Origin of the sequence: Sediminibacterium sp. C3 (assembly GCF_000508085.1) — a bacterium.
Classification (GTDB): Bacteria; Bacteroidota; Bacteroidia; order Chitinophagales; family Chitinophagaceae; genus Sediminibacterium.
In genome coordinates, this window is record NZ_KI669560.1 from 611,734 (window position 1) to 630,556 (window position 18,823).

Below are 18,823 nucleotides of genomic sequence, written 5' to 3' on the forward strand. Positions count from 1 at the left end.
CAGTCAATGTTTAAATTCAATAACAAACCACTTGCTATCATTGTTAGTTTTTTGCTTTTTGCGGGCTTCATTCTTTCTCTTTATTCAATAACGTATTCAGGCAAAAGTTTTGAGACAGTCAGTATGAAAGTACTGGAGGATAAAGGCAAACTAACACCCTATCAGGCCGCCCTTCAATTTCAGAACAGTAAGAGAATAGTAGAGAATGGATTTTTTAATCCCGGATTTTCCGCTTACAAGTGGTGGATTTTTACAGAGACTCCTGCTACACCGGGATATTTTCTTCAAGTGGCAAATCCACATATCAATGAAATAAGAATTTATACCCTAAGAAACAATCAACCCGTTCTTGCCTATGAGTCGGGTGATTATTTTCCATTTAAAAAGAGATTTCTGGATGATCCTGATTATTGGTTTCCTATTCCATTTAATACCGAGGGATTGATGATTGAGATTGATAAAAGCGGGGAGTCTGTAGAAGTTCCAGTTAGAATGATTACTCAGAAAGAAATGATTGGTTATCTCTCCAATCAAAAACTGGTATATGGCATTTTTTTAGGCTGGATGATTTTTCTGGCATTACTGAATATTTTTTTATGGACCTCATTAAAAGACAATATCCATGTATTTTATATATTGTTTATTGGCTCATCGGCGTTGTGGGTGATAGCAAACTGGGGACTGGGTTTTCAATTCATATGGCCCAATGCACCTCAGTGGGCCAGTAAAGCAAGACCGGTGTTTAGTACTACTTCTTTTTTATTGATACTGGAATTGGCCAGCCGCTATTTTACTCCTGATGAAAAAAAGCCCCTTTATAAAGGATTCACGAGGGTTTTACAGACACTATTAATTGTTCTTTTGCTTGTGTTTGTTTTTGGCAATATTACAATAGCAGACCAACTCATTCGAAAATTGACCTTGAGTTTTGCCAATATACTCTGGTTTATTTCAATGCTCACTGTTATATTTTTTATTGCTAAGAGTTATAAAAAAATGAAAGCAATTGCTTTGTTTTTTCTGTTTGCTTTTCTTGCACAATCGGTTTTTGGAATTCTAATTATTTTATCTCAGTATAACTTGGAAGGAGACTGGGTGTTTTTTATTAATCGATATGGATCAGCAATTGGTATACTTGCTAACAGTACCATTCTTTCCTTTGGACTTAGCCAGCGATATAATTACTATAAACAGGAAAGAGAACTAGCAGAGCAGGAGCTGGTTAATGAGAGAAATCAACAGGCAGACAGAATGATTCAGGCACAGGAAGAAGAAAGATCTAGATTGGCCAGAGAACTGCACGATGGATTGGGTGGATTATTGGGAAGCATACGAATTGGTGCATTCAATAAATTAAAAAATGATCCGGTAAATCAGGAATGGCTGGACGCTCAATTATCAGAATCAATTGAGGATTTGAGAAATATAGCACACGATTTAATGCCTGTAAGCTTGCCCGAAAAAGGGCTGGTATATATTTTGGAAAAAACAGTTGCTCGCTGGAATGCCGCCAATCAGTTTACTACCCACCTGGATTGCAGTATAAGTAAACGTTATCCATTGCCCATAGAAGCCGGACTATATAGAATTGTTTCGGAGTTAATTTATAATGTTAAGAAACATGCACAGGCAACAGAAGTTTTTATTTCCATATGGGAAGAAAAAAACAATGAGACCATAACCTTATTGGTGGAAGACAATGGAATAGGATTTTCTTCTAACACCACCACCGGAATTGGATTAAAAAATATTCGATATCGGGTGGCGTATTTAGGTGGAAAAATTTCTATTGATTCCAACTCAAATGGTACTAGTATTGTAATAGAAATATCCGGACTGAAAAACCCCTCTCATGCTCAATAGAACCAAAATTGCCATTGCAGACGATCATAAAATTTTTGCTGAGGGAATCCGCAGTGTTTTAAAAGAACTGGATTGGATTAACTGGGTGGGCGAAGCATTCAATATCAGGGATGCCGTTCAATTATATATTGACAGAAGGCCCGATATCTATTTACTGGATTATCATTTTCCGGATGGCACCGGCTATCAGGTGGCAGAAAAAATTCTGACTCAGTATCCGGATGCCAGCATCATTCTACTGAGCATGGAGAATGATCATGAAATCATGTTAGAGTGCCAGGCCCTGGGAGTAAAGGGATATATTATCAAGAATCTTTCATCTGATGAATTAATTGAGGCCATTGAGACGGTTCTTGCGAATCAGTCCTGTTTTATGTGGGGGAATGATGCCACTGCTTTGATGAAAGAAGCTGAGGGGGGGTTAAGCAAAAGAGAGAAGGAAATTGTATCACTCATCAGCAAGGGTTTAACCAGTCAGGAGATTGCTGATGCCATTAATTTGAGTGTTTTGACCATAAATACGCATAGAAGAAATATCTTGCGCAAATTAAATTTAAAAAATACGGCCATGATGGTTCAATATGCCCGTATAAATAAATGGTAAAACCCCCTTAATGAGAAAGACAATTCTTGTATTAGCCACTGCAGCTATTACATCCTGTACCACCTATAAACAACTGACGGTTCAACCCACAGAAACAATAAAGGAACTAAAGTATTTACATACTTATACCCTTCCCTTCAATTTACAGTACAAGGAAACCACTGTTGGTGGATTGTCTTCTATAGACTATGATGAAAAAACGGACTCCTATTTTTTGGTTTGCGATGACCGGTCTTCAATAAATCCGGCAAGGTATTATGCTGCAAAAATCAAAATTGGAGAGAAAAAAATTGATTCTGTATTTTTTACCAACAGGTATTTCTTACTGGATCAGCAAGGGAAGACCTATCCGGGCAATAAGGAAAACCCATTCAGGGTTCCTGATCCTGAAAGCATGCGTTATATTCCATCTTGCCGTAACCTGGTTTGGTCGAGTGAAGGGGAAAGATTGTTCAGGGAAAAAGACACCATTTTGAATAACCCGGCCATCCACTTGATTAATAAGGCTGGTATGTGGAAGGATAGTTTCAGAATGCCTGAAAATTTAATGATGTCAGCGCTGGAAAAAGGACCCAGACAAAATGGAGTATTGGAAGGAATGAGTTTTACTCATGATTACAGACACCTGTTGACCTGTGTAGAGGAACCGCTACATGAAGACGGACCAAGGGCAGCACCTGAGAGAAATCAGGCAATGATTCGTTTTTTTGAATTCGATACAAAAAAGAAAAAGGCGATCAGACAGTTTGCTTATGAGCTGGATCCCGTTGCCCACTTGCCCAATCCGGCAAATGCCTATTATGTTAACGGGGTACCAGAGTTTTTATACATTGGAAACAACCAACTGCTGGTGCTGGAAAGATCTTATTCTACAGGAAGAGTTCCCTGTACCATCCGGATATTTTTAGCTGATTATAACGATGCATCAGATGTGTCTTCCATAGGATCTTTAACAAACAGAGCGGCATACCAGCCCATGAAAAAAACCTTATTGGTGAATATGGATCAATTGAGAATTTATACTGATAATATTGAAGGCATTACCCTGGGTCCTGTACTTCCAAATGGCAACAGGTCTGTGATTATGGTATCCGACAATAATTTCAGTCCTTTGCAGCAAACCCAGTTCATGTTACTTGAACTGATTACTGAGAAAAAAGACAAATAAACAATGAGTAAGCACTCATGTATATTCAAACAAAATTGGATCAATTTTTTTTTGATAGCGATTTGGTTAATAGGATGTAAATCGACTGAAAAGACAGGCCTGCCCCATGTTATTATTGAAACTGGATACGGGGAAATTGAAATTGAATTGTATACGGATAAAGCACCATTAACCGCTAATGCTTTCTTGCGATACATTGATTCCGGTTACTATGACCAGTCTAACTTTTATCGGGTGCTGAACATGTATAATCAGCCCTCCAATGCACCGAAAGCTTTTTTAATACAGGGTGGAATCTGGAAATCGAACAATGAATTGGCGCAAAGCCTTCCTGGCATTCCACACGAAAGCACAAAACAAACTGGCATCTTACATAAAGAAGGAACGATTTCCATGGCCCGAAATGAACCGGGTTCTGCCGGGCCTGAATTTTTTATTATGGTGGAAGACGAGACCGGCTTTGATTTTGGCGGAGAGAATATGGAAGATGGTCTGGGCTTTGCCGCTTTCGGTTCCGTAGTGAAGGGCATGCCGATTGTAAGGAAAATACACAATTTGAAAGAAGCCAATCAATACTTGCAACCGCCTGTTTATATTCATACTATCAGAAGAAAGTAACGCCTATCGCTGAGCAGGCTGGTATTCATATACCACTTCAAATGCCTGTTTTTTCAAAGAAGGAATTCCCTGACCAATTTTTAAATCCTTCCATTGCGGTGTTGGTTCGCATACCCAGTAAGGATTTCCCTTGTACATGATAGGATTGCTTTGAGGTGCATCAAACTGAACGGCAACAGTTACATGTTGTGGATAGGATAATACGATCATTGGAAGATTGTAAATTTCTTTTATCAGATAAAAGAAAAAGGCAGCCCGGTCCTCGCAATCACTGTAAGCTGAATACAAAGTTTGTTCTGGCGAAAAGCGCATGTCCTTTCCATAAATGGCTGCATCGTTTTCAAAAGCAAAGGAAGATCTGGTTAAGTGCATCAGGTAGTCAACTCCTTTTTTCTGATCCATTTTCCCCACTACTTCCTTTAATGCAGGAATCAATGACTGATAAGTGGTGTTGCTTAATGGTGCTGTAAACTGCATAGCATATTCAACGGAAGGATAGTTGTTGAATAGTTTGTTGATAGACTTGTTCACTTTTACTTTAAACTCATAATTCCTTTGCCCATAAGCAAATTGAAGCGGCTTAATTTCATACAGAACCGGATTAAAATCGGGCATTTTGTTAATTTTATAAGAGAAGGCTTTTGCTAAACCAGTTCTTCTGGTTAATTCTATATTTTGAAAGCTGCCCGCATTAAAATCGATATTGCTACCATAATCGTGATAGTTCAGACAAATATATTGAGTGCCCTTCAACACCATTGAAGGTATATCATACACACTTTCACCAGATTGAATATACATGAGTAAGGTATCGTTTCTTAAACGAGTAATGGCATCATACCCCGTTTGGTTCAGCAAAAACCATTTATATAATGTGTAACGATGATAATTGTCTTTTTTAGGACTGATGGCTTCTGCAGTGGTTCTGATTAACTGATAAAACAACCAGTCATCCAGTTGCTTTTCGTTTTTATATGCCTGAAGATTATTTACCAGTTGTTGAAAAGGGAGTTGATTCAGGGCAGTATAAAATTCTTCAATTACCGAATGGGTCAGCGGAGTGGTTAATGTAACCTGCAATTGATGAACAACAGGGGTATGCACTGTATCCCCATAGAAATCTACATAGGAATTTTCTGCAGCTATTCTATTTAGCTGAGCCAGCGCGGGCTTACCAAGCATACAGCCCCAAAGAATCAATATGGTCCAGATACCTCTTTTCACTGATAGTGGATTCTTTTAAAGTTACAAAAAGGTAACAATTAATTAATATTAAGTTTTTTCAAAGCCTTGTTAAAAAGCAGCAAACTCCCCTTTTTGCGCTATTTACGGTTAAATTTGTCCCATAATTAAGCCATGCCTTTTCAATTACACACGAATTATCAGCCAGCAGGAGATCAGCCCAAAGCCATTGAAGCCCTGGTGCGTGGCGTAAACGAAGGAGAACAGTACCAGACATTGCTGGGGGTAACGGGTAGCGGTAAAACTTTTACCATTGCCAACCTGATTCAACAGGTACAGCGCCCTACCCTGGTTTTAACGCATAACAAAACCCTGGTAGCGCAGTTATACGGAGAGTTCAAACAGTTTTTTCCCGAGAATGCGGTTGGGTATTTTGTGAGTTATTACGATTATTATCAGCCGGAAGCCTATATGCCGGTAACCGGAACCTATATTGAGAAAGACCTCAGCATCAACGAGGAACTCGATAAATTAAGGCTTCAGGCTACCACTCAATTGTTAAGCGGCAGAAGGGATATTATTGTCGTAGCCAGCGTTAGCTGTATCTATGGTATGGGTAATCCTACCGAATATGAAAATGGAATTATCCGAATTCAAAAAGGACAGGTATTGTCGAGACAGGGATTTTTACATTCACTGGTTAACTCTTTATACAATCGTTCGCAGGGCGATTTTACCCGCGGAACTTTCAGGGTAAAGGGAGACACGGTAGACATTAATCTGCCCTATGTAGATTTTGGTTACCGCATTACTTTTTTCGGAGACGAAATTGAAGAGATAGAAAGCATTGATACGGCTACGAACAAACGCATTGGCCTCATGGATGCGGCTGCCATCTTCCCCGCAAACCTTTACCTGGCTCCTAAAGACATGATTACGCAAGTCATGCATGAGATTCAGGATGAAATGATGTTGCAGGTAGAATATTTTAAATCGGTGGGCAAGTTTATTGAGGCATCGCGTTTAAAAGAAAGAGTAGAATACGATCTGGAAATGATCAGAGAGCTGGGCTATTGCAATGGTATAGAAAACTACTCAAGGTTTTTCGACAGAAGAAAACCTGGCACCCGTCCTTTCTGTTTGCTCGATTATTTCCCAAAAGATTTTTTATGTGTGATAGATGAAAGCCACCAGACCATTCCGCAGATTGCTGGTATGTATGGCGGCGACAGAAGCAGAAAGCTTGTGTTAGTAGATTATGGTTTCCGCTTGCCCAGTGCCATGGACAACCGACCGCTCAACTTTCATGAGTTTGAGAGCCTGACCGGCCAGACCATATTTGTTAGTGCTACACCCGGAGAATATGAGCTAGAAAAAACAGGGGGTGTAGTGGTAGAGCAGGTAGTACGTCCTACCGGCTTATTGGATCCCCCTATTGAAATAAGACCCAGCACCAACCAGATTGATGATTTACTCGATGCCATAGATGATCGGGTTAAAAAAGGTGACCGTGTGTTGGTAACCACCCTTACCAAAAGAATGGCGGAGGAAATGGATAAATACCTGGGAAGAATCAATATCAAATCCAAATACATTCACTCCGATGTAGACACTTTGGAACGCGTAGAAATTCTACGGGACCTGCGTTTGGGCGTAATTGATGTATTGGTGGGTGTGAATTTATTGAGGGAGGGATTGGACCTGCCGGAAGTTTCGCTGGTGGCTATTTTGGACGCAGACAAAGAAGGGTTTTTGCGCAACGAACGTTCCTTAACGCAAACGGCGGGTCGTGCTGCAAGAAATGTAAACGGTCTGGTGATTTTTTATGCCGATAAAATGACCGAGAGCATGCAACGCACGATTGATGAAACCAATCGCAGAAGAGCCAAGCAAATTGCCTATAACCAGGAACACAATATCATTCCAACTACCGTAACCAAGAGCAAGGAACAGGTTTTTGCCCAGACTTCTGTGCTGGATATCAAGGGCTATGATCCATCCAATCCTTATGCAGTGCAGGCCAGCGAACCATTGGTGGTGCATGCAGCAGAAGAGCAGGAAACGTTTAGTACCATACCACAGGTTGAGAATGCAATTAAAAAAGTGAAGAAAGAAATGGAGAAAGCAGCCCGCGATTTAGACTTTATTGAAGCAGCAAGATTAAGAGATGAAATGTTCAACCTGCAAAAAAAGCTGGAAGCCATGAAATAATTCTTCCTCCGCAGAATTCATTAAATTTAAGCAAGCATATTTTTGATTCATGAAAAAACTGGTACTCCTTCTCCTTACGATTATACCTTTTGTAATGCAGGCACAAACGCCCTATTATGCAGAACGCTTCAGGCCCCAGTACCATTTTACTTCTCAGAAAAACTGGATCAACGACCCGAATGGATTGATTTACCACAATGGTGAATACCATTTGTTTTATCAGCACAATCCGTTTGGAAACAATTGGGGTTTTATGAGTTGGGGACATTCGGTGAGCAAGGACCTGGTGAAGTGGACACCCCTGCCTTTGGCACTGAGAGTAGAGGGAGGCAAAATGGCTTTTTCCGGATCGGTCGTGTATGATGCAAAAAATACCAGCGCACTGAGTAGTAACAAAGAGAATCCTCCGCTGGTAGCCGTGTTTACTGCACACGACAGTCTCAATCAATCCCAACACCTGGCTTATAGCATTGATAATGGAAGATCCTGGAGCAGGTATTCCGGAAATCCGGTTCTGGATTTGAACATGACCGATTTCAGAGACCCCAATGTATTCTGGCACGACAAGACTAAACAGTGGGTAATGGTAGTGGCCATGCCCAATGAAAAAATGATTTCTTTTTACACCTCTTTTAGTTTAAAGCAGTGGACCTATCAGGGCGACTTCGGTCCCATTGGGGATACATCGGGCGTTTGGGAATGCCCTGATTTAATTCAGGTACCGGTGGTTGGTGAACCCGACAAAAAGAAATGGATTTTACTGGTATCTCAGAATTCCAGCATGCAATATTTTGTGGGTGAATTTGATGGATATAAATTCTATAACGAAAACCCATCCAACAAAGTAGTACGTCCCGATTATGGCAGCGATTATTATGCAGCCATTACGTACAAAAATACACCCGATAAAATTCCGGTTTCTGTAGGTTGGGTAAACAACTGGAATTATGCCAACGAAATTCCCACCAACCCCTGGAAAGGAGCCATGTCCATTCCCAGAAAATTGGCCGTGAAAAAAATGGGATCGGAATGGGTGCTGGTACAGGAACCCATCAAGGCCTTGCGTGCCATGCGTTCTACGGGTCAGGTATTGAATGGACCCATTGCTGTTAAGAATGGTTATACCCTTCCTTTCCGCAGCAATTGTTTTGAAATGGAAGTAGATCTAAAGCCTGCTATTACCAGTATCAGTGGGATTAAAATTGCCGTAGGAGGCAACCGTAGTTTTGTGATTGGTTACGACGCCACTTTGGAACAACTCTTTATAGACAGAACCAATACACCATCCGGCTTCAGTAGACAGTATCCGTATTTTGCCAAGAAGAATGCCTATTTAAAACAGCAGAACGACAAAGTGAAGCTGCATATATTTTTTGATAAGAGCATTATAGAAGTATATGCCAATGACGGAGAGCTGGTATTTACTTCACAAATATTTCCTGAAGAAAATGATACAGGCATAGAGTTTTTCAGCGATGGAAATGTTTCTGTCTTCGAAAATATATGGTTCTGGCCTATGAGATCCATCTGGAAATAAACACGATCTTTGCACAGTAAAATAATACTATGAGTTTCAGGAATTTTAAGATGGTCAGTTATGTGGTTTTCGGCCGCGGAAGTTTTAATCAGTTGGATGAAATTTTAACGCCGCACAGAAAGGGAGATGCTCCCATGGTGTTTCTGGTGGACCATTTTTTTGAAGGCAAAGCTTTACTCAACAGAATTCCTTTAAGAGGAAAAGATAAAATTATACTGGCAGATGTAACCTATGAACCCAAGACTACACAAGTAGACGCATTGGCCCGTTCTTTAAGAGAAGAATTTGGAACCATCAGCGGAGTAATTGGTATTGGAGGCGGATCTACCATGGATCTGGCCAAAGCAGTTTCCTTGATGATGACCAATCCGGGTTCCTCTGCAGACTATCAGGGCTGGGATCTGGTGCAGGTTCCGGGAGTATATAAAGTAGGTATTCCAACCTTAAGCGGAACAGGTGCTGAAGTGAGCAGAACCACGGTATTAACAGGACCTACCCGTAAACTCGGAATGAATTCTGATTTTACTCCTTTCGATCAGATTGTGCTGGATCCTGAATTAACAAAGGATGCGCCGGTGAATCAGCGTTTTTATACAGGTATGGATTGTTATATCCATTGCATTGAAAGCTTGGAAGGCACTTACTTAAATGAGTTCAGCAAAAGCTATGGCGAGAAGGCCCTACAGCTTTGTCAGAAAGTATTTGTAGAGAAGAATCACTGGGACGATGAATCGGATGATCAGTTGATGATGGCATCTTATGCAGGTGGAATGAGCATTGCTTATTCTCAGGTGGGAGTTGCGCATGCGGTGAGTTATGGCTTAAGCTATTTACTCGGCACCAAACATGGTATAGGCAATTGCATCGTAATGAATCACCTGGAAGAATACTATCCTGCCGGAGTTAAGGAATTCAAATTAATGGTGGAGAAAAACAATATTGAAATTCCACAGGGCATCTGCAAGGGTTTAACCGATGAGCAATTCGACACCATGATGAATGTATCCTTAGGCATGAAACCCTTATGGGAGAATGCTTTGGGCAACGACTGGGAAAAAATCATGACCCGCGAAAAACTCAGAGAGCTTTACGAACGATTATAATAAACGTAATAAAACCCGCTCGAAGATTTTCTTTATAAAAGTTTAGCCGCTTTGATTAAATCTTCGGGCGTGTCTATTTCTACCCCCATGTATTGGGTCAATACCATTTTTAGCGGAACCCCGTATTCCAGATAGCGAAGGCATTCAATTTTTTCAGCTGCTTCCAGTGGCGTCATCGGCCAATTTGTAAAATGAATCAGCGCCTGTTTTCTGAAAGCGTATACACCAATATGTTCGTAGTAAGGAATGGTAATGCTTTTGTCTCTGGGATATGGAATAACACTGCGCGAAAAGAACAGCGAATTCATATTTCTATCTACCGCAACTTTTACATAGTTAGGGTCTTCTATAGATGTTTGATCTTTTAATTCCTGCATCAAAGAAGCTACCTGTACTTTTTCATCAGCAAAAACCGCCAGTAATTTTTCCAAAGGATCTTTTTGTACAAAGGGTTCGTCTCCCTGAACGTTTACAATAATATCAACGTCCATATCTGCGGCCGCTTCTGCAATCCGGTCGCTCCCACTCTCGTGATTTTTTTTGCTCATCACTGCCTTACCGCCATGGCTGGTAATTTCATTGAAAATGATATCGCTGTCGGTTACCACTACCACATCGCTGAACAATCCCGTTGCTATTGTATTGTCATAAGTATGACGAATCACGGATTTATTTCCCAATTGCTGCATCAGCTTGGCAGGAAAACGAGTGGCAGCATAACGCGCAGGAATCATGGCAACAATCTTCATATAGAAACTTTGTACAAAGATGCACTACCTCGGGCTGAAGTAGAAAAAAATGATTCGGAAATATTAATACTGGGTTTTTATTGAGTTGTCGAAAGGAATTTTTAGCTGATAGTTGAGTTGCTCGTCTGTACTGTCATCCAGTACATCCAATCCGTAACGTAAAGAATCTACGGGGGTGTAATTATAGGTTCCAAACAAACGGTCCCAGATAGAAAAGATATTGCCGTAATTGCTGTCTGTTTGTGGTTGTTTATAGTGATGATGCACTTTGTGCATATTCGGAGAAATAATGATCCAGCTGATGGCATTGTCTAACCAGAGTGGCAAGCGCATATTCGCATGATTGAACTGAGACAAAACCGCACTTAAACTCTGGTACAACATTACCAGCCACATAGGTGCTCCACAGATAATTACACCGATGGTAGTAAACACCGCTCTGAAAACACTTTCACCAGGATGGTGTCTGTTGGCGGTGGTAGTATCTACATGGGTATCTGCATGATGCACCATATGAAACTTCCACATCCATTTTATTTTGTGTTCAATGAAATGAATGAAATAAGCCCCAACCAAATCAAGCAATAACAATCCACCAATCAGCATTACCCAGGCTGGCAGGGTGGTCAACTGCAATAAACCAAATTGATTTGCAATGGCCCACTCACTGGCTTTTACAATCACCAATGCAAAAGCAAAGTTGATGATAATGGTAGTGGCGGTGAAAAACAAATTGATACCAGCGTGATGGTATTTATTGTATTTGAACCTGGCCAATGGTACAATCCCTTCAACAATCCAGAAAAACAAAATACCACCTGCTAATATCAGGGCCCTGTGTAAACTGGGAATGGTGTTGAAATAGTCAATGATGGATGCTATCATGGACAGTACAATTAGTTATTCAACATCAACGGCATTACCAGCATCAAAAGGTCTTCGCCTTCTGCCTGCTCGGTTGGTTTAATTAAACCAGCCTTGGTTGGTGTAGACAATTCCATTTTAACATCGTCGGTATCTGCTGCGTTCAGCATTTCAATTAAGAAACGTGCATTGAAAGCAATTTGTAAATCTTCTCCATCGTACTGACAGCTCATGCGCTCGTTACCTTCAAAGCTGAAGTCAACATCTTGCGCAGCCATTTGTAGCTCTGCACCGGTAATATTCAAAGCTACCTGGTTGGTGCTTTTGTTAGAGAATACATTCACGCGACGCAGTGCATTCTGGAAAGAAGATTTGTTTACAATCAGCTTATAAGGATTGTCTGCAGGAATCACCACTTTGTAATCGGGGAAACGGGCATCAATCAAACGACAAATCATATGCGTAGAACCATGCTTCACAAACAAGTGATTGCTGTTGTAGCTGATGGTTAGTTCGTCTTCATTATCAGGCAAAGCATTCTTCAATAAATTCAATGGCTTCTTAGGCACAATGAATGAATCGGTCTTGGTAGCATGGGTATCGGTGCGCTTGTAACGTACCAGTCTGTGCGCATCGGTTGCTACAAACTGAACGCCATCCTTGCTCAACTCAAAAAATACGCCCGTCATAGCAGGTCTTAAATCATCGTTGCTTACTGCAAATAAAGTTTTATTGATAGCAGTCAGCAATGCACCACTGTGCATGGTAAAGCTGGTGGTATCATCTGCTGATGGTTCTTTTGGAAAATTATCAGGGTTCTCTCCCATTACCTTGTACTTACCATTGTCACTGGTAATTTCTACCGCAAAGTTTTTGTCAATGGTGAAAGTAAGCGGCTGGTCTGCAATATTCTTTAGTGAATCCATTAAGATTTTTGCAGGAATACAAACGCGGCCATTGGCCTTGCTTTCCACATCCATCTGAACACGCATGACCGTTTCCAGATCGGTAGCCACTACATTTAATTTTTTATCTTCTATTTCAAACAAAAAGTCTTCAAGAATCGGAAGTACAGTATTGGCATTAATTACACCACTGATCTGCTGCAAATGCTTTAACAGGGAAGAGGAAGAAACGATAAATTTCATATGAACGTTTTAATCTGGACAAACTTACTGTAAAGGGACGATATTTCACAAGCAATTTACACCCAAAATATCAGCCATTGTAGAAGTTGAGCCGGTCAATCAGCTCCTGGTATTTGATCTTGTTAATGGGCTTGACAATATAGTCGGTAACCCCGCTGTATTCCTTAGATCGCTGTATATCGCAATCGTCTACGGAAGAGCTCACCATATAGATATAAATGGGCTTTTTGAAACGTTCCATTAACTTATGGTATTCGTCTAAAAACTGCCACCCGTTCATGATGGGCATATTGATATCAAGGAAAATCACATCCGGTAATTCCTGTTGGCCGCTTTCTACTTTCTCTTTAAAAAATCCAATGGCTTCACTCCCGTTGTAAAACGACAATATATTCTTGGCCAGTCCGGTGGACTCCAAAATTTTTCGTGAAGTAAACTGATAGATTTTATCGTCGTCTATCAAACAAACATTGTATTGTGTTACAGCCATCTTGTGCAGGACTTCAGTTTTACCGGGGGATATTTGGGGTCCTGAAACAAATATAATTACTTTACCTAAAAATACTAACAGTTGTTTTCAACCGACCCAAATAGCACAATAGAGAAAGCCTACATGAAGCTAAAGCATTATTGTGGCTACCAGGACCGTTGCCATCAGGAGGTAAAAGAAAAGCTGTACAGCCTGAAATTGAACAAAGCCACCGTAGAACAACTACTTTCCCGTTTAATAGAAGAGGATTATTTAAACGAGGAACGATTTGCCAAAGCCTTTGTGGGAGGGCATTTCAGGCAAAAGCAATGGGGGAAAGTTAAAATTGCCTATGCCCTCAAACAGAAAAGAGTAAGTGAGTACAATATCAGAAAAGCCATGAGTGAAATTCCTGATGAGGATTACCGTGCACTTGCCGAAAAACTGATAAAAACAAAATGGGATAGCTTAAAGAATGACCAGTATATCCACAGAACCGTAAAGACCAAAGCTTTCTTACAGCAAAGAGGCTTTGAGCCAGCACTGGTTCAATCCATTATCCAGCAAATCCGATCCACCCCATGAGTACAAATAAATTATTTGGATTGATGCTGATGATGGCGGTCTGGACTAATGCGCTGAATGCACAGTCGATAGGACTTACTACAGAGAACGATGCCTATCTGTTGAAAATGGAAGACGCCTATTATACCAACGGACTTTTTTTACATTATAGTTATGCAAAATTGGGTAAATCGGGATCCAGACAGATCCATCAGTTTACTTTGGGGCAAAAAATATTCACCCCGTTGCTAAGAAATACCCAAACCCCTGTAGATATTGACCGGCCCTATGCAGGCTACAGTTTTGCTCAATACAGCCAGACTCATTTTTTAAAAGACAGGTCTGTGTTTCAATGGGCGGGAACCCTTGGCATTATTGGTCCGGCTTCCGGTGGTGAGGGATTGCAAAATACCTATCACCGTTGGTTGAACTATGCCCAATTTAGGGGATGGAGATATCAGATCAACAATCAGCTGGTGCTGAATGCGGGCGCTATGTATGCATACCATATGGTTAACACCCAACAGTTTAAAGGCATTCTTATTTCAGATGCACAATTGGGCACCGGTTTTGTGAATGCATCTTTGGGAACCAAATGGGTGTATGGTTTGCTTAATTCGGCTCAGCAGAGCCAGCTTTGGAACGCAGCACAGGAATCCAAGCGTAACAACAAAAAAGAATTCTATTTCTATTGGTATCCCAAAATTACCTGGCAGGGATATAATGCCACAATTTCCGGGGGGAGCAGAACCACTGCTGATTCATCGGTTACACGAACCCCACAACGCTGGGTATTTCAACATACGCTTGGCCTGGCATACAGCGCTGGCAGATGGGCCGCTCAGATGGAACTGGTGCATCAATCGCGGGAAACACTTGAGCAATTGAAAAAACATCGCTATCTGAGCCTGCAATTACAGTATCGAATCCATTAACTTGCTGTTTCAAAACAGCCCTATGCATCCTTTATCTGTTACCCTGATACAAAGCAATTTACACTGGGAAAATAAAGAAGCAAACCTGAAGCAGTTTGCTGAAAAAATACAGCATCAGACTGCACCAGGTCAGCTGGTGATCCTGCCTGAAATGTTCAGCACCGGCTTTAGTATGAACCCTGCTCAACTGGCTGAAACTATGGAGGGTCCTACCGTTCAGTGGATGAAGGAAACGGCAGCGAAACAGAAAATAATTCTAACCGGTTCTGTTATTATACAGGAAAAAGAAAAATTTTTCAACCGTCTTTTATGGGTTTTACCCAATGGAGTGGTTGCCCACTACGACAAAAGACATTTGTTTGCATTTGCGGGTGAGGACCGGTTTTATGCTTCCGGAAATAAAAGATTCATTGCATCAGTCAATGGCTGGAAAATCAATCTGCAGATCTGCTACGATCTGCGCTTTCCTGTTTGGGCAAGACAACAAATTACGGATGCACCTGAATATGATTTGCTGGTATATGTTGCCAATTGGCCGGAGAGAAGAAACCATGCCTGGAAAACCTTGTTAACGGCCAGGGCTATCGAAAACCAATGTTATGTTATTGGGGTTAACAGGGTGGGTGAAGATGCCAATGGAATCATCCATAGCGGAGACTCTATGATTGTGGATCCACTGGGACAGGTACTTTATCATAGTGCTCAAGAGGAAGCCATAACTACGCATACACTGTATCCCGAACATTTACAGGATTGCAGAACCCGCTTTCCTTTCTGGAAAGATGCAGATGCTTTTTCTATTTATTAACAAGATTTATGAAACGAATTGTAGCAGCTGAAAAATTATTTACCGGTACCGATTGGCTAATGAATCATGCAATGATTCTGGAACAGGATCAGGTGCAATCCATTGTACCGATTGTTTCTTTAAATGAAAAGCCACAACAGGTATATCCCTTTATTATTCCCGCATTAATCGATTTGCAGATTTATGGTGCCGGAGGTCAATTGTTAAGTGTTTTTCCAACGGTAGAAGCATTGGCATTACTTCAGGAATATTGCATTAAAGGGGGAGCAGCCTGGTTTCAACCTACAGTAGCCACGAATAGCCATGAAGTGATTCATGCTTGCATTGATGCGGTCAGGAAATTTCAACAGTTACCCGGAAATCGTTGTATAGGATTGCATGTAGAAGGTCCTTGGATTAATCCGGAAAAAAGAGGAGCACATTTAAGCGAATACATTTATCAACCCAATAAAGAACAGGTTGCTGCTTTACTGGAATATGGCAAAGGAGTCATCACCATGATTACCCTGGCTCCGGAAATGGTGAGTTCCGATTTGGTTGATTACATACAATCCCGTGGTATTGTAGTGTCTGCGGGTCACAGCAACGCTGATTACAAAACAGCTACAAAAGCGTTTAACCAGGGGATCAGAACTGCGACACACTTGTACAATGCCATGAGTCCCTTGCAACACCGCGCCCCCGGCATGGTGGGAGCCATTTTTAATCACCCCATGGTAAATTGTAGTATTGTACCGGATGGTTACCATGTAGATTTTGAAGCCATTGAAATTGCCAAAAAACAAATGGGCGAACGATTATTTGCCATTACCGATGCGGTAACTGAAACTCATTCAGGCCCTTATCCGCATCAATTGAATGGAGATAAATACGAAGCCAATGGTATTTTAAGCGGGTCTGCCTTAACCATGCTGGCCTGCATGCAGAAATTGCATTGGCATGCGAACATTGAATTGGGTGAAGCCATCAGAATGTGTTCGTTGTATCCTGCAAGGGTTATACAAAAAGAAAATATTTCTGGAATGTTAAAACCAGGCCAAAAAGCCGATTGGATTGCCCTTGATGCGCAATTATCCTGTTTTAAAACAGTAGAATAACTAACTTTAGGGAGTAATAAAAACGAATCAAAATGAAAAAACTATGGGTATTGGCATTGGCTGCCATCATTACGGTTGGTGTGCATGCGCAGGAAGCCGCGTGGAAACAAATGGAAGATTTTCACGGCGTAATGGGTAAAACCTTTCATGCAGCCGAAGAAGGTAATTTAAAACCCTTAAAGGAAAATGTTGCCACGCTTGTAGCCAAGGCAAAAGCATGGGAATCGGGTGCAGTGCCTGCGGGATACGATGCCAAAGTTGCCAAGCCAATTTTAAAACAACTGGTTGCAAAATGCACAGCAGTGGAAGCAGCTGTAAAAGCAAAAAAATCCGATAAGGAATTAACTGCTTTGATTACTGCTACCCATGATGTATTTCATGAAATAAAAGAAAAATGCAAACCCGGAGAAAAACACTAATTGTTTTTTGATTGAATCATTTGAAGAATAGCCGCCATTTTCGGATCCCATCCTTCACGGATGGCAGTAGAAGATGGCGGTATTTTTATGTCCGGAACAATTCCTCCCCCTTTGGGCCGAGTACTGTCTATGACCATTCTGTAGAGTGGTAGTCTAACGCGCAGTTTTGTATTTGGCAAAGTGATATTGGGTATATGCATGGCTGAGTTGCCATAATATCCTCCTCCTGATTCTTCACCTACTACTTTAATATTTTCCTGACCTTTCAATGCTCCTACAACCAGTGTGGCGGCACTGAATGTGTACCCGCCTTGCACCAGGTATATCTGTCCATTGAATTTATATTTCGTATTCGGTTTAAAATAGTGTTGCTCGAATCTGCGGTAATGAATACTGCCGTCTTCTGCTTTTCGTGCTCCCAAGTTCATAGCCAGCCAATACATCCAGCTATGCTGAATATATCTTCCGTATTTTAATTTTCGATTGGTAGCTACCACAGAGTCCGCTACTTTAAATGGCTTGTTTGTCAGGTATCGAGTTAAACTGATGCTGTTGCTGATTTTTCCACCTCCATTCTCTCTTAGATCAATAATTAAGTGTTGTATATTTTCTTTTTTCAGTTTTTTAAAGCTTCTTCTGAAAAATTTTTTCAGACCCCCATTGCTAAAACTGGTAAGTCTTAAATACGCAGTATGTGTTAGGGTATCAATGGATAATGAACGAATGCTCAAGAGACGCATTTGTCTTTTTGAAATCTGTGGTCTTGATGTAGATGGCGGAGGTCTTTTGCTGATACTGTCCCTGGGAACCGGAGAAAAGTTTCCCAATGATACCGTATCTCTTTTTCCTTTGGCGTCAACAAATCCAATCAGGTAACTACTGTCCAGACCAAACACTTGTTTATATAAATCCGGAAAACCGTTGCTAATTACCTGATAGGAATGATTAATCGCATTTCCGTCATTTGAAATTTGTTGGAACAATCGGTTTCTGTACCAGGATATGGGCAGTCCATTGATTTGTTCAATAATGGTTCCCCTTCTGATGGCGGAATCCCTGGTATATCCATTGCTTAAAACAACGGCACTGTCTTCCCAAAATTTTATCTGTAGTGGAAATCTTGGATAGCGGTACTGACTTAGATTTTTCAAAAAGCGCTTGGAATACAATGTGCTGGTATGCCCGCACTTAATTTGTGCAACCCAGTTTGCAACCTTGTTTTTGAATGCTATTTCGTTGAGTGAATCGTTTAGTGAAATGAGCAGTTTGTTAAAGCTGCTGTCCAGTTCATCTTTAGAAGTGAACCAGTACAAACTCGGATGATTGGCTTCAAGAATTTTTTTTAAGAGTACCGCATCTTCTTTGAGTTCAGTAGATGCGAATTTGGGCAGGGATACTATTGATTGTTGGCCAACTACTGTTTGCATTGGTACAATTGCACGCATCAAAAGAAGTACCCATCCAATCCATGCCCTGTTCCTCAT

The 18,823-nt window shown here is 41.0% G+C and carries 18 protein-coding genes; 12 read left to right on the plus strand and 6 right to left on the minus strand.

Going from position 1 to position 18,823, the window contains the following annotated elements; translation table 11 throughout:
• Nucleotides 1–6: 6 nt before the first annotated feature.
• From F777_RS0102800 to F777_RS0102815, 4 genes are read left to right on the plus strand one after another with little or no spacing between them, the layout of a single operon-like run.
• Complete coding sequence (locus F777_RS0102800) at nt 7–1,863, plus strand: sensor histidine kinase (protein ID WP_026750714.1); 1,857 nt, start codon at nt 7–9, stop codon at nt 1,861–1,863.
• Complete coding sequence (locus F777_RS0102805; protein WP_026750715.1) at nt 1,853–2,467, plus strand: response regulator transcription factor; 615 nt, start codon at nt 1,853–1,855, stop codon at nt 2,465–2,467. Before F777_RS0102800 ends, F777_RS0102805 begins: the two co-directional genes overlap by 11 nt.
• A 10-nt stretch (nt 2,468–2,477) precedes the next feature.
• A complete protein-coding gene (locus F777_RS0102810; protein WP_026750716.1) occupies nt 2,478–3,635 on the plus strand; it encodes an esterase-like activity of phytase family protein in 1,158 nt (385 codons plus the stop codon).
• A gap of 51 nt (nt 3,636–3,686) precedes the next feature.
• Nucleotides 3,687–4,253, plus strand: a complete 567-nt coding sequence (locus F777_RS0102815) for a peptidylprolyl isomerase (RefSeq protein ID WP_235785879.1) — start codon at nt 3,687–3,689, stop codon at nt 4,251–4,253.
• A gap of 3 nt (nt 4,254–4,256) precedes the next feature.
• Here F777_RS0102815 and F777_RS0102820 read toward each other — a convergent pair whose 3' ends face one another.
• Nucleotides 4,257–5,477 (minus strand): hypothetical protein, encoded by a 1,221-nt coding sequence (locus F777_RS0102820; RefSeq protein WP_051408385.1) that lies wholly within the window; start codon nt 5,475–5,477, stop codon nt 4,257–4,259.
• A gap of 132 nt (nt 5,478–5,609) precedes the next feature.
• On the opposite strand from F777_RS0102820, the gene uvrB reads away from it, so the two are divergent.
• From uvrB to F777_RS0102835, 3 genes are read left to right on the plus strand one after another with little or no spacing between them, the layout of a single operon-like run.
• The gene (uvrB, locus tag F777_RS0102825) at nt 5,610–7,646 is read left to right on the plus strand and encodes an excinuclease ABC subunit UvrB (RefSeq protein WP_026750719.1); all 2,037 of its coding nucleotides are present in this window, start codon (nt 5,610–5,612) and stop codon (nt 7,644–7,646) included.
• A 49-nt stretch (nt 7,647–7,695) separates the two neighbouring features.
• Complete coding sequence (locus tag F777_RS15490) at nt 7,696–9,183, plus strand: glycoside hydrolase family 32 protein (RefSeq protein WP_051408386.1); 1,488 nt, start codon at nt 7,696–7,698, stop codon at nt 9,181–9,183.
• A 29-nt stretch (nt 9,184–9,212) separates the two neighbouring features.
• Nucleotides 9,213–10,286 carry an iron-containing alcohol dehydrogenase family protein gene (locus F777_RS0102835; protein ID WP_026750720.1) on the plus strand — a complete coding sequence of 358 codons (1,074 nt, stop codon included), beginning with the start codon at nt 9,213–9,215 and terminating at the stop codon, nt 10,284–10,286.
• Nucleotides 10,287–10,318: 32 nt separating this feature from the next.
• Here F777_RS0102835 and kdsB read toward each other — a convergent pair whose 3' ends face one another.
• The 4 genes from kdsB to F777_RS0102855 form a co-directional block, all read right to left on the minus strand.
• The gene (kdsB, locus tag F777_RS0102840) at nt 10,319–11,035 is read right to left on the minus strand and encodes a 3-deoxy-manno-octulosonate cytidylyltransferase (protein ID WP_026750721.1); all 717 of its coding nucleotides are present in this window, start codon (nt 11,033–11,035) and stop codon (nt 10,319–10,321) included.
• A gap of 63 nt (nt 11,036–11,098) precedes the next feature.
• Nucleotides 11,099–11,920, minus strand: a complete 822-nt coding sequence (locus tag F777_RS0102845; protein ID WP_037369070.1) for a sterol desaturase family protein — start codon at nt 11,918–11,920, stop codon at nt 11,099–11,101.
• Between the two features lie 11 nt (nt 11,921–11,931).
• Nucleotides 11,932–13,047 carry a DNA polymerase III subunit beta gene (gene dnaN, locus F777_RS0102850; RefSeq protein WP_026750723.1) on the minus strand — a complete coding sequence of 372 codons (1,116 nt, stop codon included), beginning with the start codon at nt 13,045–13,047 and terminating at the stop codon, nt 11,932–11,934.
• Nucleotides 13,048–13,117: 70 nt separating this feature from the next.
• The gene (locus F777_RS0102855; RefSeq protein ID WP_037369072.1) at nt 13,118–13,537 is read right to left on the minus strand and encodes a response regulator; all 420 of its coding nucleotides are present in this window, start codon (nt 13,535–13,537) and stop codon (nt 13,118–13,120) included.
• 123 nt (nt 13,538–13,660) lie between these two features.
• On the opposite strand from F777_RS0102855, the gene F777_RS0102860 reads away from it, so the two are divergent.
• From F777_RS0102860 to F777_RS0102880, 5 genes are read left to right on the plus strand one after another with little or no spacing between them, the layout of a single operon-like run.
• The gene (locus F777_RS0102860; RefSeq protein WP_051408387.1) at nt 13,661–14,101 is read left to right on the plus strand and encodes a regulatory protein RecX; all 441 of its coding nucleotides are present in this window, start codon (nt 13,661–13,663) and stop codon (nt 14,099–14,101) included.
• Nucleotides 14,098–15,015, plus strand: a complete 918-nt coding sequence (locus F777_RS0102865) for a lipid A deacylase LpxR family protein (protein ID WP_026750726.1) — start codon at nt 14,098–14,100, stop codon at nt 15,013–15,015. The genes F777_RS0102860 and F777_RS0102865 overlap by 4 nt, the downstream gene beginning before the upstream one ends.
• Before the next feature lie 22 nt (nt 15,016–15,037).
• On the plus strand, nt 15,038–15,823 hold the full coding sequence (locus tag F777_RS0102870) for an amidohydrolase (protein ID WP_026750727.1): 786 nt from the start codon (nt 15,038–15,040) through the stop codon (nt 15,821–15,823).
• Nucleotides 15,824–15,831: 8 nt separating this feature from the next.
• Complete coding sequence (nagA, locus tag F777_RS0102875; RefSeq protein ID WP_026750728.1) at nt 15,832–16,920, plus strand: N-acetylglucosamine-6-phosphate deacetylase; 1,089 nt, start codon at nt 15,832–15,834, stop codon at nt 16,918–16,920.
• A 32-nt stretch (nt 16,921–16,952) separates the two neighbouring features.
• Nucleotides 16,953–17,339 (plus strand): hypothetical protein, encoded by a 387-nt coding sequence (locus F777_RS0102880; RefSeq protein WP_026750729.1) that lies wholly within the window; start codon nt 16,953–16,955, stop codon nt 17,337–17,339.
• Here F777_RS0102880 and F777_RS15495 read toward each other — a convergent pair.
• The gene (locus tag F777_RS15495; protein WP_037369075.1) at nt 17,336–18,823 is read right to left on the minus strand and encodes a S41 family peptidase; all 1,488 of its coding nucleotides are present in this window, start codon (nt 18,821–18,823) and stop codon (nt 17,336–17,338) included. The two genes, F777_RS0102880 and F777_RS15495, sit on opposite strands and share 4 nt — an antisense overlap.

Bases quoted from the DNA above. Each gene is read 5' to 3' on its own strand.
- F777_RS0102800 (WP_026750714.1), top strand. From the start codon at position 7: ATGTTTAAATTCAATAACAAACCACTTGCTATCATTGTTAGTTTTTTG.
- F777_RS0102805 (WP_026750715.1), top strand. From the start codon at position 1,853: ATGCTCAATAGAACCAAAATTGCCATTGCAGACGATCATAAAATTTTT.
- F777_RS0102810 (WP_026750716.1), top strand. From the start codon at position 2,478: ATGAGAAAGACAATTCTTGTATTAGCCACTGCAGCTATTACATCCTGT.
- uvrB (WP_026750719.1), top strand. From the start codon at position 5,610: ATGCCTTTTCAATTACACACGAATTATCAGCCAGCAGGAGATCAGCCC.
- F777_RS15490 (WP_051408386.1), top strand. From the start codon at position 7,696: ATGAAAAAACTGGTACTCCTTCTCCTTACGATTATACCTTTTGTAATG.
- F777_RS0102835 (WP_026750720.1), top strand. From the start codon at position 9,213: ATGAGTTTCAGGAATTTTAAGATGGTCAGTTATGTGGTTTTCGGCCGC.
- kdsB (WP_026750721.1), bottom strand. From the start codon at position 11,035: ATGAAGATTGTTGCCATGATTCCTGCGCGTTATGCTGCCACTCGTTTT.
- F777_RS0102845 (WP_037369070.1), bottom strand. From the start codon at position 11,920: ATGATAGCATCCATCATTGACTATTTCAACACCATTCCCAGTTTACAC.
- dnaN (WP_026750723.1), bottom strand. From the start codon at position 13,047: ATGAAATTTATCGTTTCTTCCTCTTCCCTGTTAAAGCATTTGCAGCAG.
- F777_RS0102855 (WP_037369072.1), bottom strand. From the start codon at position 13,537: ATGGCTGTAACACAATACAATGTTTGTTTGATAGACGACGATAAAATC.
- F777_RS0102860 (WP_051408387.1), top strand. From the start codon at position 13,661: ATGAAGCTAAAGCATTATTGTGGCTACCAGGACCGTTGCCATCAGGAG.
- F777_RS0102865 (WP_026750726.1), top strand. From the start codon at position 14,098: ATGAGTACAAATAAATTATTTGGATTGATGCTGATGATGGCGGTCTGG.
- F777_RS0102870 (WP_026750727.1), top strand. From the start codon at position 15,038: ATGCATCCTTTATCTGTTACCCTGATACAAAGCAATTTACACTGGGAA.
- nagA (WP_026750728.1), top strand. From the start codon at position 15,832: ATGAAACGAATTGTAGCAGCTGAAAAATTATTTACCGGTACCGATTGG.
- F777_RS0102880 (WP_026750729.1), top strand. From the start codon at position 16,953: ATGAAAAAACTATGGGTATTGGCATTGGCTGCCATCATTACGGTTGGT.
- F777_RS15495 (WP_037369075.1), bottom strand. From the start codon at position 18,823: ATGAGGAACAGGGCATGGATTGGATGGGTACTTCTTTTGATGCGTGCA.